At 47.3% G+C, this 15,859-nt stretch carries 19 protein-coding genes and 1 pseudogene; 7 read left to right on the plus strand and 13 right to left on the minus strand.

Annotated elements, in window-relative coordinates:
- Positions 1-101 precede the first annotated feature (101 nt).
- Positions 102-1,034: a DMT family transporter gene (locus IAE55_RS18845; RefSeq protein WP_200633535.1), complete on the plus strand. Its 933-nt coding sequence runs from the start codon at positions 102-104 to the stop codon at positions 1,032-1,034.
- Here IAE55_RS18845 and IAE55_RS18850 read toward each other — a convergent pair.
- Entirely contained in the window at positions 1,031-1,939 is a 909-nt protein-coding gene (locus IAE55_RS18850; RefSeq protein WP_234489676.1) for a helix-turn-helix transcriptional regulator, read from the minus strand. The two genes, IAE55_RS18845 and IAE55_RS18850, sit on opposite strands and share 4 nt — an antisense overlap.
- A 166-nt stretch (positions 1,940-2,105) precedes the next feature.
- Between IAE55_RS18850 and IAE55_RS18855 the strand changes: the two genes are divergently transcribed.
- Together IAE55_RS18855 and IAE55_RS18860 are read left to right on the plus strand one after the other, a co-directional pair.
- The gene (locus tag IAE55_RS18855; protein ID WP_200633536.1) at positions 2,106-2,675 is read left to right on the plus strand and encodes an NADPH-dependent FMN reductase; all 570 of its coding nucleotides are present in this window, start codon (positions 2,106-2,108) and stop codon (positions 2,673-2,675) included.
- Between the two features lie 21 nt (positions 2,676-2,696).
- Positions 2,697-3,008: a Dabb family protein gene (locus IAE55_RS18860; RefSeq protein WP_200633537.1), complete on the plus strand. Its 312-nt coding sequence runs from the start codon at positions 2,697-2,699 to the stop codon at positions 3,006-3,008.
- A 48-nt stretch (positions 3,009-3,056) separates the two neighbouring features.
- Here the strand turns inward: IAE55_RS18860 and IAE55_RS18865 are convergent, their stop codons facing one another.
- The 3 genes from IAE55_RS18865 to IAE55_RS18875 all read right to left on the minus strand — a co-directional run bounded on the left by IAE55_RS18865 (position 3,057) and on the right by IAE55_RS18875 (position 4,830).
- Entirely contained in the window at positions 3,057-3,515 is a 459-nt protein-coding gene (locus IAE55_RS18865; protein WP_145159378.1) for a DUF2269 family protein, read from the minus strand.
- Between the two features lie 13 nt (positions 3,516-3,528).
- On the minus strand, positions 3,529-4,257 hold the full coding sequence (locus tag IAE55_RS18870) for an NAD(P)-dependent oxidoreductase (protein WP_200633538.1): 729 nt from the start codon (positions 4,255-4,257) through the stop codon (positions 3,529-3,531).
- 240 nt (positions 4,258-4,497) lie between these two features.
- Positions 4,498-4,830, minus strand: a complete 333-nt coding sequence (locus IAE55_RS18875; RefSeq protein ID WP_089547588.1) for a winged helix-turn-helix transcriptional regulator — start codon at positions 4,828-4,830, stop codon at positions 4,498-4,500.
- Between the two features lie 204 nt (positions 4,831-5,034).
- On the opposite strand from IAE55_RS18875, the gene IAE55_RS18880 reads away from it, so the two are divergent.
- On the plus strand, positions 5,035-5,244 hold the full coding sequence (locus tag IAE55_RS18880) for a hypothetical protein (protein ID WP_200633539.1): 210 nt from the start codon (positions 5,035-5,037) through the stop codon (positions 5,242-5,244).
- 257 nt (positions 5,245-5,501) lie between these two features.
- Here the strand turns inward: IAE55_RS18880 and IAE55_RS18885 are convergent, their stop codons facing one another.
- The 5 genes and pseudogenes from IAE55_RS18885 to IAE55_RS18905 form a co-directional block, all read right to left on the minus strand.
- Entirely contained in the window at positions 5,502-6,269 is a 768-nt protein-coding gene (locus IAE55_RS18885; protein ID WP_200633540.1) for an ABC transporter permease, read from the minus strand.
- 2 nt (positions 6,270-6,271) lie between these two features.
- Positions 6,272-7,027 (minus strand): annotated as a pseudogene (locus IAE55_RS18890) (ABC transporter ATP-binding protein); the annotation flags it as partial.
- A gap of 15 nt (positions 7,028-7,042) precedes the next feature.
- Positions 7,043-7,393 carry a DUF1048 domain-containing protein gene (locus IAE55_RS18895; protein WP_200633541.1) on the minus strand — a complete coding sequence of 117 codons (351 nt, stop codon included), beginning with the start codon at positions 7,391-7,393 and terminating at the stop codon, positions 7,043-7,045.
- Positions 7,394-7,405: 12 nt separating this feature from the next.
- A complete protein-coding gene (locus IAE55_RS18900; RefSeq protein WP_076164786.1) occupies positions 7,406-7,753 on the minus strand; it encodes a DUF1048 domain-containing protein in 348 nt (115 codons plus the stop codon).
- On the minus strand, positions 7,750-8,058 hold the full coding sequence (locus IAE55_RS18905) for a PadR family transcriptional regulator (RefSeq protein ID WP_285855252.1): 309 nt from the start codon (positions 8,056-8,058) through the stop codon (positions 7,750-7,752). Before IAE55_RS18905 ends, IAE55_RS18900 begins: the two co-directional genes overlap by 4 nt.
- 477 nt (positions 8,059-8,535) lie before the next feature.
- Here IAE55_RS18905 and IAE55_RS18910 point away from each other — a divergent pair, with 477 nt between their 5' ends.
- Complete coding sequence (locus tag IAE55_RS18910) at positions 8,536-9,138, plus strand: TetR/AcrR family transcriptional regulator (protein ID WP_200633543.1); 603 nt, start codon at positions 8,536-8,538, stop codon at positions 9,136-9,138.
- Positions 9,139-9,143: 5 nt separating this feature from the next.
- Complete coding sequence (gene map / locus IAE55_RS18915) at positions 9,144-9,896, plus strand: type I methionyl aminopeptidase (RefSeq protein WP_105442649.1); 753 nt, start codon at positions 9,144-9,146, stop codon at positions 9,894-9,896.
- Between the two features lie 159 nt (positions 9,897-10,055).
- On the opposite strand, the gene IAE55_RS18920 is transcribed toward map, so the two are convergent.
- Positions 10,056-10,922, minus strand: a complete 867-nt coding sequence (locus IAE55_RS18920; protein WP_442793340.1) for an SDR family NAD(P)-dependent oxidoreductase — start codon at positions 10,920-10,922, stop codon at positions 10,056-10,058.
- A gap of 134 nt (positions 10,923-11,056) precedes the next feature.
- Here IAE55_RS18920 and IAE55_RS18925 point away from each other — a divergent pair, with 134 nt between their 5' ends.
- Positions 11,057-11,506 carry a MarR family winged helix-turn-helix transcriptional regulator gene (locus tag IAE55_RS18925; protein WP_145159342.1) on the plus strand — a complete coding sequence of 150 codons (450 nt, stop codon included), beginning with the start codon at positions 11,057-11,059 and terminating at the stop codon, positions 11,504-11,506.
- Between the two features lie 81 nt (positions 11,507-11,587).
- Here IAE55_RS18925 and IAE55_RS18930 read toward each other — a convergent pair whose 3' ends face one another.
- From IAE55_RS18930 to IAE55_RS18940, 3 genes are all read right to left on the minus strand, one after another.
- Entirely contained in the window at positions 11,588-12,811 is a 1,224-nt protein-coding gene (locus IAE55_RS18930; protein ID WP_200633545.1) for an RNA polymerase sigma factor, read from the minus strand.
- A 228-nt stretch (positions 12,812-13,039) separates the two neighbouring features.
- Positions 13,040-14,779: a Rieske (2Fe-2S) protein gene (locus IAE55_RS18935; protein WP_200633546.1), complete on the minus strand. Its 1,740-nt coding sequence runs from the start codon at positions 14,777-14,779 to the stop codon at positions 13,040-13,042.
- 485 nt (positions 14,780-15,264) lie between these two features.
- A complete protein-coding gene (locus IAE55_RS18940; protein ID WP_200633547.1) occupies positions 15,265-15,705 on the minus strand; it encodes a DUF5946 family protein in 441 nt (146 codons plus the stop codon).
- Between the last annotated feature and the right edge of the window lie 154 nt (positions 15,706-15,859).

The following is a 15,859-nucleotide window of genomic DNA, read 5'->3' on the forward strand; positions in this document are numbered from 1 at the left end:
CTTTTGTACAAAATATAGAGCACATTGTTCAAGATCGTTCTACAGGAATGCCTTACACTAATGCTAAAGAGGTTCTATTCCAAATCGATGGAGGATGTTCAATGAATCATGCATGGACCTATGTCCGCCTTGCCGCCGTATCCGTGTTTTGGGGAGCCAGTTTTAATGCCGGTGAGCTGGCCATTCAAGCGATGCCCCCTTTGACGGTCACCGCTTGGAGATTCCTCATAGCCGCAGCACTCATGCTGTTGCTTCTATTGGTGAAGGAAAAACCATCGTGGACCAATCTTCGTTCCTCGATCTGGGTCTATATTTTACTAGGGGTAGTCGGCGTTTTTGTAACGAATGCTCTGCAGTTCACAGCCTTGAAGTATACACCGCCGCTTCATCCTGCCTTGATTATGGCTACAAACCCAATCGTAACGGCATTTTTGGCGGTGCCTTTGCTGAAAGAAAACATCCATAAGGGACAAATCATCGGGATGCTGTGCTCGATTGCCGGTGTTCTTATGGTCATTACCAACGGGGCTTTTTGGCAACTCACAACCATATCACTTGGAGATTTTATAGCACTGGGAGCGAATATCACTTGGGCGCTCTATAGTGTACTGGGACGAAAGCTTCTGACCAACAGCACGCCGCTCGCCACCTCAGCCATAACCATGGCAATTGCTACCATTTGCTTTCTGCCTTTTCTGAATTTCCCCTCATCGGGTATATCGCAAACGACACTCACAACAGCATGGATTTGCATTTTCTTTATGGGGACATTTGGCGCTGTTTTGACTTTTCTTTGGTGGAATCAAGGCATACAGAAGGTAGGTGCAAACCGTACCTCCGTATTCTTCAACCTGGTTCCTGTCGTAACACTGATGATTTCTGTACTGATGGGGCAGCCGGTAGGTTGGGTTCAAGTAGTCGGTACCTTCATGGTCATATTGGGTGTTGTCACCGCAGTACGGACAAAACGAACGGGGCCGAGTGGAAATCATGGGCAAAAGCCAACCATCACCGCTCCCGGCCTTAACAACTAAACTCTTTGAGAAGTTTCAAGTACCTCAGCATGCCTGCTGCTCTGATAATCACTTAGTAAATGCTGCATTTTTTCTATCGTGCCATCTTGATGAGGAACATGAATGGAGACGGTCAAATTCGGATCATTTGAATACTGAAACGAAACAAGATCAAAATTCAACTTCCCGAGATTCGGACAGTGCAGCGTCTTTGGAGCATCTATGGCATCGAGTACTTCATGATCGTCCCAAAACTCCCGAAACTCCCTGCTAACTTGGGACAAGGCGTCGAACTGTTCGGACCACCAGGGGTCGTCACCGTGACGCGCATAACCGGCATGAAAATTAGCGACAATCCGTCGCGCATGCAGTTCCCATTGTTCTCCCTTAGCGTAACGGAAGCGGGGTGACGTAAACGTCATCCATACGAAATTCCGCTCCCGATCTGACATAGCGGCCAGCTCCCCATTCAACGCGCAATAAGCTTCATTCCAGGCAATGATGTTCATACGCGCATCCATGACATTTGCCGCGGACAGGTTTTGGCTATCTAGAAAGCGTTGAAGTTCCGGTGTAACCTTAGATGTTTTCTTGGTTTCAACCAAGGGATATTGCTTACGGGCCAGATGATACAGATGTCTGCGTTCCGATTCATCTAACCGGAGCACTTCTGCTATCCGATCAAGGATTTCTACGGATACGTTAATATGACGCCCCTGTTCCAAGTAGGTATACCAATCCAATCCCACACCTGCCAACAGAGCCACCTCACCTCGGCGAAGTCCGGGTGTCCGTCTGCGTCCGGAATCCGGCAATCCTGCTTGCTTAGGTGTTATCCTTTCACGCCGTGAGCGTAAAAATCGAGATAATTCCTCGTATCGGTCCAATCTCTTCGACATAATTCCCATGCCCCCTACTATATTCATGAACGTAGGACTCCCAATCCTACGATAACCAGATCTCTTCCTAGCCTCTTCAGGTTTCAATAAACTCAGTTTATGTCCTCCATAGGAGGAAAAGCAAGAATGGATAAGACAGTGATCGCCCCACCTGTTCTGTTCCATTCGTACCCATCTGATTGAGGTGATGACAATGAAAGTAGCCGCCATTGTCGGCAGCATCCGCAAGGAATCTTTTAATTTAAAACTAGCTTACTATATTCAACATCGTTATAAGCATCTTTTCCAATTGGATGTGTTGAATATTCGGGATCTTCCCTTTTACGATCAGGATACGGAGTCCGCTCCGCCGCAGACGGTTATCGATTTCAAGGGCAAAGTCGCTGAAGCCGACGCGGTGTTATGGGTCACTCCTGAGTATAATTCAACCATTCCAGGTGTCATGGTAAATGCGATTGACTGGTTATCCCGCGTTGACCAAGTGATGGTCGGTAAGCCCTCTTGGATCGTAGGCTCTTCCATGGGTCTGCTGGGATCGGTGAAAGCTCAGGGCCATCTGCGTGATATATTGTTTTCTTCCGGTATTTCATCGCCGCTGTTACCGGGAAATGAAGTATACATCGGCCTAGTGCATGAGAAAATTAATGAGAAGGGTGAGTTGACCGATGAACCTACGATTAAGTACCTGGATCTCGTATCCGGGAATTTCGTGAAATGGGCAAAGGAACAATCCCGATTAAAGCAGCTGCAAAGTCAAGTATAAACGAGAATCTGGAGGAAAAAGATGTTTGAACATATTGTACTATTGAAATTCAAGCCCGATGTTTCGACTGCAAAAAAAGAAGAAGCCGTCATGCAAGTTTATGACTTTAAGGCAAACATTCCGGGTATCACAGAAATTAGCGCTGGAATGAACGTTACGGAAGAGAAGGAGCACATGCAGGGGTATACGCTGGGAATCCGCGTCTCTTTTGAGAATCAACAGGCTTGCCAGGACTATATTCAGCACCCCCTGCATCAAGAGTTTTTGCAGGCGATTGGCCCATATGTTGAAGGGATCATCGTTATGGACTATCCCTGGAAAGGTCAGGGTTAGAAGAATACACATATTTTGTTAATCAAAAAAGCCGCAGTTATGCGGCTTTTAAAATGGCTTAACGACCATGAGCACCAATACGGCAATCATCAGCAGCATAGCTGCCATCTCGATGGGCACGATCTTTTTTAACTGCAGTCCGAATTCGGCAGGTATGTCATTACCTTGGTCTTGACGCTCAGCTATGGTTTTTCTGATCTTTTTCATACGCGGCTCGATCCATCCGTCGATCAGTCCAACCATGAGAAGCGCTAAGAGAATGGATACATTCAGCCACATTTGGGATAACCCCATCTTGGTTATGATCATAAGCCCAACCCCGGTCAGAATAAGTCCGGTTCCGCCAATTTTAGTAATGATGGCCAGTTTGGCCGTTATACCTAATACAAAATGCAGCTGGCCGACCGTTCTGGCGGATCTCCGAATGATGGGCGTTACGAAAGCGGGGCCGATAAAAGCGATCGAAGACAATATATGCAAAACGAGCAGTAATCCAAATAAACCCATCATCCCCTCCTCCTCAGCTCACTGCAATATGTCTTTGATAGGCTAGACCGACCCTTTTTCTTTTAAACGATCCTTCGAGTTCAAGATGGTCCAACATACACATGACGACATCGTCATAAGCCACATTCAGCTCTTGAAATCTGCTGAACAAGTGACCGGCTACCTCTGCTTCGGAAAAGTCCTTGATCGTCTCCTGCATCGGAACAGGCAAGATTTCCGTTGTGACATGCAGATGAGCAGAATCTGAATGCTCTCTCGAATCTGTCATGGTTCCCGGACACATCATGGTCCAATCGAGGTCCGTCCGCTGCAGCCTTTCGAAATTCCGGTTGTGGTTTTTGTACTCAGGCGGAAAGCCGGGTAAATTGTTGCCGATCAAATCCGTATATGGAATATCCAGCAGGCCGGCTCCTCCCATAACCCATACCCGCCCGGAGAAACTAGGCTCCATTTCGCACTGGCTTATAATGTTATCGACGATACGGACAAACTCTTCTCCCTGCCCCGCATGGCCGGCTGCAATTATAGCGGCGTCTTGATTCACAAGTGCCTCACGAACGCTCACCGGGTCCAACATATCATCCACGATCACTTTTACATGCTTTTCGGAATGCTCACCCAGCTGATCGTAAAGCTTCTCAGCATTTCGCACAAATGCGGTCATTTCATGCCCCATTTGTATCCCTTGTGCCAACACTCTTTTCCCTGTATTCCCCGTCGCTCCAAAAACAATGATTTTCATCGTTATGTCCTCCTCTTCATGGATCCCAATATTTGGTTAGCTCAAGCTTAGCATCGCTTCAAAAGGATGTTAAGAACCCACTTTAAAGTAGGGGACTTACTTAAAAGTAAGTATGACGGAAAGGGATACAATGCTTTTTTCAGGAGTGTGACTGCAGTGAAGAAAAAAGCTGCCCGGAAATACCGTGGCAGCTTTTATTTGGAGTTGATTGAATTCGTGTACAAGTTCATTATTTCCGCTTTATGACGCCGGCTCTTCATACTTCCGCTTATTATGATTCTCTCCCCAAGCACACATGACTTCCGCAACAGGAATCAAGGTTTGGCCGTATTCACTAAGAGAATATTCTACTCTTGGAGGGACTGTCGGGTAAACCGTTCGATCGACTACGCCTTCTCGTTCCAAATCCCGGAGATGTTGTGCAAGCATTTTTTGCGAAACATCAGGGATAAGCTTTTCCAGATCGCTGAATCGCTTTGTAGAATCAATCAAAAGCCATAAAATCATCGGCTTCCATTTGCCACTTAGAACATGAATGATGGTCTCAATCGGACATTCACGTTGATGAATCATTGATGAATCATCCCCTTACCTGTAAGTAAGTACATTAACTACAAAGAACATAACAAAATTTTACATTAGCCCCTACAATCAAGTCAATCCATAACCGTCTGAAACGTATTGGCCACCCCCATTCCGAATACCTCACGGTGTCCAAGCATTCCTGCGTGAAGCGGAATACCTTATGATATCCACTTAAAGTTAGGAGCTGATATCATGAGCCGTTTTCCGGATGTGGTCATCATCGTCAGAAGCAAAAAAAACTTTGCCAACATCGGCAAAGTACGCATTATAGGTAGCGCGTCCCCTTGCCTCAGTACTTTAAGAGTAGGGGCACCCGTAAAAGATGCTGTGCTCTGTCTGCTTAAAAACGGGTTTCTAATTACGGAACAGAAAAATATTGGTGTTTTCTTCCGTATTCGATAAGTGGTGTCCGGCAGTGTTGCCTGGGCGCAAGCAAAAATCCCCCTATTGTCATCAATAAATAAGCAGCAGCCAAGGACGAGAAAACAATAGTCCAGACTGCTGCTGTTTGATTAATAGCCCGCGTCAGTGCCATCTGTGTAATCTATGATTGCACGGTAGACCGCAGCCCAGAAATCGTGAATAAAAATGTATGCAATGTTCCGATCAATGGAAGGTTTGCTGAATTCGAGACGGCAGGAAGGATGGAGAATACCATGTTACGCCCGCTTTTTGTACGCCCTTATCGCAAAGACATAAGCTACGAGCATAATGCCGACGCACCATGCCAGAGCAATCCAAATATCATTGCCTACCGGTTGATTTGACAATAAAGCGCGGATGGTTTCTACAATAGAGGTGACCGGCTGGTTTTCGGCAAAAGCCCGAACGACCTTCGGCATCGAATCGGTCGGCACAAAGGCCGAGCTGATAAATGGCAGGAAGATCAGCGGATAGGAAAATGCGCTGGCCCCTTCGACCGATTTTCCGGACAATCCGGCAATCGCTGCGACCCATGTCAAAGCCAGTGTAAACAGCACGAGTATACCGGTTACAGCGAGCCATGGCAGAACCCCTGCCGAGGAGCGAAAGCCCATAAGGAGCGCTACAAGGATGATGACGACAAGAGAAATCATGTTGGATACTAGCGAGGTCAGCACATGCCCCCATAACACGGCGGAACGCGCAATCGGCATGGAGTGGAACCGCTCAATAATGCCCCGCTGCTTATCCATAAACAGGCGGTAAGCCGTATAGGATATCCCGCTCGCAATCGCAATCAGCAGGATGCCGGGCAGTAGGTAGTTCACATAGTTATCCGTTCCGGTGTGGATTGCGCCTCCAAACACATAGACAAACAGCAGCATCATCGCAATCGGTGTGATACAGACCGTAATGATGGTGTCCATGCTGCGGAATATATGACGCATGGAACGTCCAAGCATAACGCCCATATCGCTAAAAAAGTGATTTTTGACTGTCTCCATTTCATAGCCTCCTTCTTTCCGACGATTGCGAGGAATATCTCTTCTAATGTCGGCTGTTTTTCTACATACTCCACCTTTGCGGATGGGAACAGCTTTTTCAGCTCAGAGAGCGTGCCACTCGCGATAATCCTGCCTTCATGCAGAATGGCTATACGGTCTGCGAGCTGCTCGGCTTCCTCCAAATATTGCGTGGTCAGGAAGATCGTCGTGCCGCCGCCGGCAAGTTCCTTGACGGTCTTCCAAACCTCGATGCGGGCCTCGGGGTCAAGCCCGGTAGTCGGCTCGTCGAGGAAAATGATCTGTGGATTGCCCACAAGGCTCAAGGCGATGTCGAGCCTGCGGCGCATCCCTCCCGAATAAGTCGCTGCCTTGCGGTCAGCGGCGTCCGTCAAGCCGAAGCGTTGCAGCATGCTATCCGCGACCTGGCGCGGATTTTTAAAGTGCCGCAGCTTGGCGATCATAATCAGATTTTCCCGCCCGGTCAAAATTTCGTCCACGGCGGCAAACTGCCCGGTCAGGCTGATCGATTGTCGTACCCGGTCGGGCTTTGATGCGACGTCACAACCGTTTACGGTGGCAGTCCCTCCGTCCGGTTTGAGGAGCGTGGTGAGGATTCTGACCATCGTCGTCTTGCCCGCCCCGTTAGAGCCAAGCAGGGCGAAAATCTCACCTCGCCCCACTTCAAGATCGACTCCTTTTAGAACTTCTGTGTCCTTATAAGATTTTCGCAGACCTTTCACTTCAATTGGTTTTTCCATCCGGGTACCCCTCTTTTAATTTGTTTTATCCGTTGCCTTTTTTATGGCCTTGTTACTTTCTCGGGCAACCGCTTCCTGATAGATGTCAGCGTAAGTTTTTGAATCTTTGATGAGATCGTCGCAGAAAGCCGCTACGTCTCTTCCCGTCACTTCGAGCACGCCTTTCCCCAAAGCTGCGCCCTCTTCAAAAAGATCGACAATTCCCGAGAGTATACCGGTCCCTTCGGTTAGCTCCACAGGGCCTACTTTAAAGAGATATTTTTGAATCTCCTTATACACAATCTGATAATCGCGCGGGAGCGCTTTGACTCGTGCCACGTGCGCCCGCCACTCTTTTTTGCCTTCGATGATATCTCGTATACTCATGTGATCCTCCTCCTATTTGCCTAATTTTTTGGCGATATTATGGTTGAGCTGCTCGCGCCACTTGTCACGAAAAGACTTTGCCCCTTCTTCGCCGGCCAGCGCTGAACAGAAGCCTTGGATATCGTCACCCAAAACCTCTTGAACACTCTGGCCGTCCGCCGCAGTTTCTTCAAGCAGGCCAAGCACACCATCAAGAATCGGCATGAGGTTGCGGCCGGTGAAGTCGGAATGCACCCAAAGGTTGGCATTTATTTTTTTCCACGCCGCTTGATAATCAGCAGGCAGCTTTTGGGCACGCGATTCAAAAGCTTTCATTTCTTTGGTCATGTCGCTGCCGGTGATTTTTTCCCAAAAATTCATTGTTCCTTCTCCTTTAACTCGTTTATTTTGGATGATACAAACTCCCATTTTTCCCAGAACTTCCGCAGCTCCTCACGCCCTGCGTCGTTGATCGCGAAAAACTTTCGCGGCGGTCCCATGTCGGAAGGTTTCTTGGTGATCTCCACCAACTTGTTTTTTTCAAGCCGGATCAGAATGGTGTATACCGTTCCTTCCACAACATCTGTGAAGCCGAGGGCGTTCAGCTGCCGCGTAATTTCGTAGCCGTAGGTTTCTTGGCGGCTTATGATTTCAAGGACGCAGCCTTCAAGCACGCCTTTAAGCATTTCCGTTAAATTTTCCAACACAATCGCTCCTTGCTATTCTGTGAGACTGGTATGAAGTAATACTTACTACCGCTATAAAGTAACACGCAGTAGCTCGTTTTGTCAACGGCGTTTCTCGTCGCATTTTATAAAATAGGCTTACATTTGATTTTCCATCACAAGCTGTGAAGCCTCTTATTGTCGGGTATTCTGGATACTGAAACAACGTCCTGTAACCCAGGCATTGTTAAAAACAAAAAAAGCCGCAGTTATGCGGCTATTCTCTATGTATGTTCTCGTCGTCTTACATTTTTTGAATCCAGACTACAAAAAACGGCTGCTCAAGAATCTCGATGGCCAGCACCCCGTTACACCCGCAGTCCTCGGTATCCCAAAAAGACCATTTCATTTCTGCATTTCTTTCTGATTGCGCAAATCCATCACATGATGTATATTGTTTTTACATTGACATTACTGCAGGTCTAAAAAGGAGGAGCCATGTCACCTCGTACTAAAGAACAGAATGACGCAATCCGTGAGATGCGGATGAACCAAATTATGCAGGCAACGGCGGAAGTATATTTGGAGAAGGGTATCCAATTGGAAATACGCGATGTTGCGGTCAAGGCTGAACTCGGCTACGGAACCGTGTATCATTACTACAAAAATAAGCACATGCTTTTGGAAGATTTATTATGGGATGCCCTGTATCGAACGGAGTCGGCAGTACAGCCCGTTTTGACCGGAGACGGCAACAGTTTGCATAAAGCGGAATCGTTCTCCAGGCTGCTCCTGAAGGAGTGCATTCAAGATCCCTCCGTATTTATATTGCTTAAGACGGTTGCGGATAACTTTCATCACTTCCCGGGCAACCGGTTTATCAAGCTGTCAGACCATTTTCAGGAGCGGATCTATATGCCGTTTGTGGATATGATTCGTGATGGAACCAGTTCTAAATCACCGGAGAAAACAGCTAATCTAATATTTGGCTCGCTGGTTGGCTGCGCAGCATTGAACATCCACCACAATATGCACAACGAGACAGATGTCGAAGGCATCGTTGACGTGATTTTTTCAGGCATACAGGCAAAGGAGAGATAATCGGAATGATCACCCTGAAATCGAAAGCGGAAATTGAACAAATGAGGAAAGCCGGCCGAATTGTCGCTGCTTTTCATCAAGCCATTGCAGGAATGATCCGGCCAGGAGTCACAACGCTCGACATTGAGTTGTTCGCTGTGCGGTTCCTGAAGGAGAATAACGCCAGGGCTTATACGGTCGGCTACAACGGCTATCCGTATGCGACTTGCGCGTCTGTTAACGACGTCATTGCGCACGGTTTTCCGAATCCTAAACCGCTCAAGGAAGGTGACATCGTCACCATCGATATCGTCGCGGAAGCGGATGGCTGGATCGGCGATTCAGCTTGGAGCTATGCAGTTGGCGAGGTATCGGAAGAAGCCCGTAATTTAATGCGAGTAACGAAGGAATGCTTATACCTTGGTATCGAAAAGGCCGTCGTCGGAAACCGGATCGGCGATGTGATGCACGCGGTTCAAAGCCATGCGGAGCGCAACGGATACTCGGTGGTGCGGGATCTGCTCGGTCACGGCGTGGGACGGGAGATGCACGAGGAACCTAATTACCCCCATGTCGGGAAGCCGGGCAAAGGGTTCCGCTTGAAGGAAGGAATGGTTATGACGATTGAGCCGATGATCAATGCCGGAAAACCATTCATGACGGTTGATGCCGACGGATGGACTGCAAGAACCGCCGATGGCTCACTTTCTGCGCAGTACGAGCATACGATCGCCATAACTGCGGATGGACCGATCATATTGACCGAACAGAAGAATTAAATTCTCTATTCCGGAATAAAGACTGCCGCTTCGATGAAAATAGACCAAACCCTGCCAGCACATAGCCGGCAGGGTTATCGTCTTTCTTAATGATCGCCCTTCCCCTTTTCATCGTAATTGTAAAACCCACCATCTCAGCAAGATGATCTCAAAGTTTTTTTATAAATAGGGCTTTAACAATGTCTCAGTTGCATTCCATAACAGACTTTGCGTGTTGGAATCCCCGCCGGGATGTACGGGAGTGATCGCTTTCCCGGAACCGACATTAAAATACCCGCCTGTAACGTCCCGATACCTTGAATCCGTGACCAATTGAACGATGATCCCCGCACCTCTCCGCGGATCCCCAATTTTTAAAAATCGCAATGCTTTCTCGAGAACCGATGAAAACGCTAGCTCACGTCCCAGACCCGTAACGTTGAAACCGGGATTAAGCGCATTCACCGTGATGCTTGTTCCGTCCAACCGCCGCGACAGTTCACCTGTAAACATGATATTCAACAGTTTCGTCTTTCCATAGATTTTGGAGGAACCCCATCGCGAAAACTCCGCTGTGTCAGTAAGGTCTTGGGGCAGCTTAAGTTCCCCGTGATGGCGGGAGGCTTCGGAAGCTACATTAATAATTCTTGCTTGCTCAGCATTCTTCAGCGAAGGAAGCAGCAGATGCGTCAGCAGCCAAGGAGCTAAATAGTTGACCGCTACCATCTCCGGGTATCCATCCTTGGTAATACGTTGTTCGAAACCATGCAAGCCCGCATTGTTTACCAATACATCAATTTTAGAATAAGCAGAGCGTATTTCATTCCCTACCTGTCTAACTTGGTCCATGAGTGAAAAATCACCGAAAAAAAAGTCCACCTTTGCGTTGGGGGCATGCTGGCTATGTATATCTCTCGTTATTTCCGCTGCCCTTTCGCTCCTCGCCGTTAATATTAGATGGGCGCCTTGCTTAGCCAGGCTAATGGCTGCCAATTGTCCTAAGCCTCTCGTCGCCCCTGTTATTGCAATAATTGGATCTGACATAATTTATTCCTCCCCGATTCCTTACTTGGATGCATTGAACTTGATGAGTGCTTATATCTTTCATATAATTGATATATCTCAACTATATTTATTTGTTTGATATATGTCAACTATTTTGGGATCGATAGGAGTTTATTATGGACAACAACAATCACGAAACTGGGAGAGCGCAGCTGGAAATCCATCTTGGTCAGCAGTTGAATGCCCTGTTAAGCGCATCCCATGCCCTTCATGTAAAAACGGCGGCTGTATTTGATCCGAATTTGCAGCCCGCTGCGTTCCTGCTGGTTCGATGGCTTCTAGCCTACGGTCCGTCCAGCGCTACCTCATTGGCTGAATCCTTGGCTATGGACCGCAGCTCCGTAAGCAGACTCGTCGCCCAGCTCAAAAAAGCAGGTTATATTCATAGCGAACCTGACCCCCATGATCGCCGCGGCGTCGTGCTGTCTGTAACTGATTTGGGACGGGACAAAGCTGTTCTGGCCATGAATGAAAAAGGAGCTGAATTTTATCACCGCATTTCGGACTGGGACGACTCCAGCCTGGAGGCTTTTACTCAGATGCTTAAGCGCTTTAATGGTTTGTAAAATAGAACAGAACGTTCAACAAAAAATCACCGGCACGAATGCCGGTGATTTTCACCTCAGATGGTGCCCTTATACGGGTAATCATCCACTGATATACTCAACCATTTTCTTATGAAGTTCCAATTCAGAGCATTGAAAGATTCCGTTAAAATCATGCGGATGACGGATCACTTTGTTTAATGTATCCATTCCATATTTCTCAGCAACAAATTCGACGAACATATAGGAGAACTGGAATCCTTTCATCGTTTCAAAATCCCAAGTATCGTTATTTAACTCATCAAATGATGGGATCGCCAAATTGCGGATTGCATCTTCTGTCGAGCCTTTAATAAAGTCTTGAGTCATTTGTTTCGCTTCGTATCCGCCTATACCTTGCCTTATCCATTTTGGAGCCGCCGGATTAATTTCATTGATTAACCACATGGTGAACAGATGGACCGTGCTTTTCAGGATGGATTGATACGTATGCTCAGGTCCTGGATTCAATGGTGATACGATTTTAAGAATATGTCCTTCATATGTGCCCATAAACCAATTGGGTGCATCGGCTTCTCCTACAGCTCGATGAAACGTTGGAAGATCCGGGTATATTTCAATCACTATCTTTTGTGATGGATGGTGATTGTATTTTGTCGAGATACGCTCTACATTATTGCTGAGTTCAGCAAACAAATCTTGTTGAACCTTTTTCAAACCTTTGCTCGTGCTCTCGCTGCCACCCTTATCTACAATTGAAATCAAATCTTGAATAGACATGATGGTAATTTCCCCCCATTCTTTCAATTCCTTTTTTAGTCTTTCCAGTGATCTGTACAATCTGTTCTTTACGGCACTCTCACGCATTCCAACGATGTTGGAGATTTCAGATAAGGTGCAATCCACAAAAAAACGTAGTGCAATAATTTCTTGGTCAACCTCATCTAATTCTTTTAGCGCAGCTCCAATATCAATTCGAAAATCAACAAATTTTGTAAACTCAAGGGAGATCGACTGTGACTCATATTCTGTAAAATCAAAAGGAGATTCTTTTTTTCGTGACAACCTCCGGTATTCGTTTTTGACTGTATTCTGAGCAATCTTAAATATCCACGTGAATAAATTAGAGCTGCCTTTAAAGCTTTGAATGTTTTCGACAGCTTTCAAAAACACCTGTTGAGTCAAGTCATCCGCAACCATCGGGTTTAATTTCAGCGAAAAATAGTTGCGGATTCTTTGACGATACTGCTCATACGCTCTTTCAAAGCTTGTGATGATCGCCTGTTCATCCGGATAAACAGGTTGTGTGTCGTGAGCTCCTGACATGATGTGAACCTCCTCTTGATTTACAATGAATTAGACACCAGAGGGAGCCAAAAAGCCACGTACATTACAAAAAAATATTATGTAATTACATCGTGGTATTTTTTTCAGCCTAGAACCAATTCTGAATAGTGTTTAAATACAAAAGAAAATAAGCTTCCGATCATATCGAAAGCCTATTTTCAGCACAATTCATTCTACATCATAGGAATGACATCGTCACCGAATCACCTATTCATCCTCGAACAATTTCTCTCCGCGATGGAGCCGCCATGCAATTTTCGCTGTATGAGGCAACTCACGGGAAGTCGGAGCATGCGCGGCCAAATAACGGGTAACTGCAAGAATCAGCGTTTCGCACGCCTTCTCAGCAAACGGCCCCGACTCGGATGCCCAGCGGTCATATTCCGCCACGGCTGCCTCGTACATCTGGAAGGAGTGGAATTCCGCATCCTCTCGCAGCAGTGCATGACCCAGGACGTTGAATAATGGCTCCGGCTTACCGCCGCTGCGCAGGTAACGCATCACCCATGCCGCAGCCGGCGCCACTTGCTGCTGCTTATCGAGAATCTCCAGCAGTTCCGAGGGCTGCGGTACTTCTTCGCTCGCGCTAACTGCACTTGGTCTCGGGGCAGCCGGGATATTCAAAAACCGGTCGAGGTAAATAGTAACCGCCGTATGAAAAATCCCCCGAACCAGCCCTGGATCGGTGGAACGAATCAAGCCTTCATGAACCGCGTGAGCATGCGTGAACGTGTGCAGTACCGAAATCCAGTCTCCGAAATCGTTATGGATATGGAAGCGGACGATCCGTTCAGCCGCGGCCAATGCGGCAATTTGTGATATACGCACCGGAGAGGCGCCACCGAGCAAAGCCTCCTTTAACAAGCGAATCGTCCGAAGCGGATCGTCTCCGAGCAGCGCTTGAAGCAGTTGCTCATCGTCAATTTCGGGGCCCCCTTTTCCATTGGAAATTCCCTTCCTGGACAACTCCTCGAACGCTTCCTTCAACGGCTGAACCAAATTGACTGGAGATTGCCAGCTATGAAGCTCCTCGCTGCGCGATGCGTTCCCAAACATCGGAACGAGCGAAGCGAGGACATCTGCACGCTGTTCGTGCCCGACATACTTCAAGCTCTCAAAAGCTTTATTGTGGAAATCCAGCGTGTGGCCTCCATTAATATAAAAATGGTCCGTCGCCGCCATGCTCATCATGGAGAATAACCGGCTCTCATCCGCCCCCGCCTGAACGGCGGTCAGAAGCACCCGTTCCGCGCCGCGCGTATCCCGAACCTCGATGCACTCGCGGTACCACTCCGTTAACCGTTCTATGGAGACGTCTGTATTCGGAAGCGGATCGAGCAAGAAGCGCGTTCCGCTTCCGGCTGAATCGCGCGCCGTGTGCAGCAATCCTTGAAACAACGCAAGGATCTGGCCTTGCTTATCCAGCTTAGGCAGAATGTTGGTCATCGCAGTCAGAATCGTTAATCCGGAGCCCCACCCTTCCCTGCGCTGTTTGACTCCAAATTCGATCCCGACCGCCGCGATTTCATTCCCCGGAACGCCCGCCTCTATTAATCCGACGATGGCCTTAGCGATGACAAGACCGATATTTTGCTCAAGTCCGCTTAGAAGCCGATCCTTATACAGTTGTACTTGATTGCCATTTCGGGAACTTGGGTTGACCCAAATCAATCCGTCATGAACGGTAAGATCATGCACAGGAACATCGTCAGCCCAAGGGTCGAGCGTTCCCCCGCTGCATACATCAAACCTTGCATGATGCCAGTGGCATGTCAAAATTCCGTTGCACAAACTGCCCATGTGGAGAGGAAAACCGAGGTGAGGACATCGGTTATCAAGCGCATGCACTTGATCCTCGTGATAAAAAACGACGATGCCCCCTTTGATCAACTTCGGTCCCTGATCTCGAAGCTCTTCTACCGAACCCGCCTGAATCCAACCATTCATGAAAACGCTTCCATTTTTGAATTCATTTGCTTTCCTTGTATACAGATTATATGATTTCGAATACTTATTAAACATTTTTATTTAAAAAGTTGATAAATTTTTTACTATGTTGATTTCAGATAACCGGCAACATGCTCTTGTCCTCTGATACTGCTCTCTTAGCCTGCAATCACAGAACAAAAAGACCAGTTCCACAACGTGAACTGGTCCTTCTTCATACCCTGATCTTAACAAAATTTCCATTTATCGTTCTCTGGCTCACTTAAAACTTTGCAGTACCAGGGATGTTCTTTTCGGTCTATTCCTACCCTTTCAAGACGGCAGATGTTTGCTTCAGCGACTGATCCGCCAAGATGGCCAGACGCTCCACCGAGCCGTCCTTCAAGTCAGGCGTAAATACGTTCTGGAACTGACAGGAGCTGTCCTGGACAGGGAAGGGGTGCGTCGATAATTAAAAGTTTTTTCTTAGCTCATGATTAAAAGTTTTAAATCTTTTTCAAAACAAGGGGTCCCATCTCTTTCAGCGTAGTACGTCCCCACTGCTCGATGAGCTTGCAATAGCTTTCGGCGTCATACATCTGCGCCGCCACGTCAGCGATCGTCATGGTCCAATATATTTTGGGAAGAGGCTGCGCATCCAATGGCCTTCGAATTCCCTTCGTGCTTCCGGGTCCTTTGGCCATATCTTGGCGAATCAACTCCGTAGCGTAGCCTTCCTCCAAATGCTTCTGTAATGCGGATTTGATCCAAGCGTACATCTCATCGCTATAACCTTGGTGTTGAATCATGTAGGAGGCAACGGTGAGAAAGTGAACCCGACCATAGCTGGGATCGTTGAATTCAAGTGCCAAAAATTCGTTGAAAATCGATTCGCAGGTAATCCCCTGAGGAAGATCGGCGTTGCATAGAACACAAGTATTCGGCATGTATTTTCCTCCTCATCCACCGAAATAAAAACCCTTTATGTTAAGCGTTTTTCTTATCCTTATTTTTTAAACCATATTTTTAGATGCAGCTGACCTCTTCTAAATCATAAACCTTCACCTTGCGAGAGAGTCAATAGCTAATGCGTGAAGATAG

Source organism: Paenibacillus sp. S28 (genome assembly GCF_016624415.1).
Taxonomy (GTDB): domain Bacteria; phylum Bacillota; class Bacilli; order Paenibacillales; family Paenibacillaceae; genus Paenibacillus_AQ; species Paenibacillus_AQ favisporus.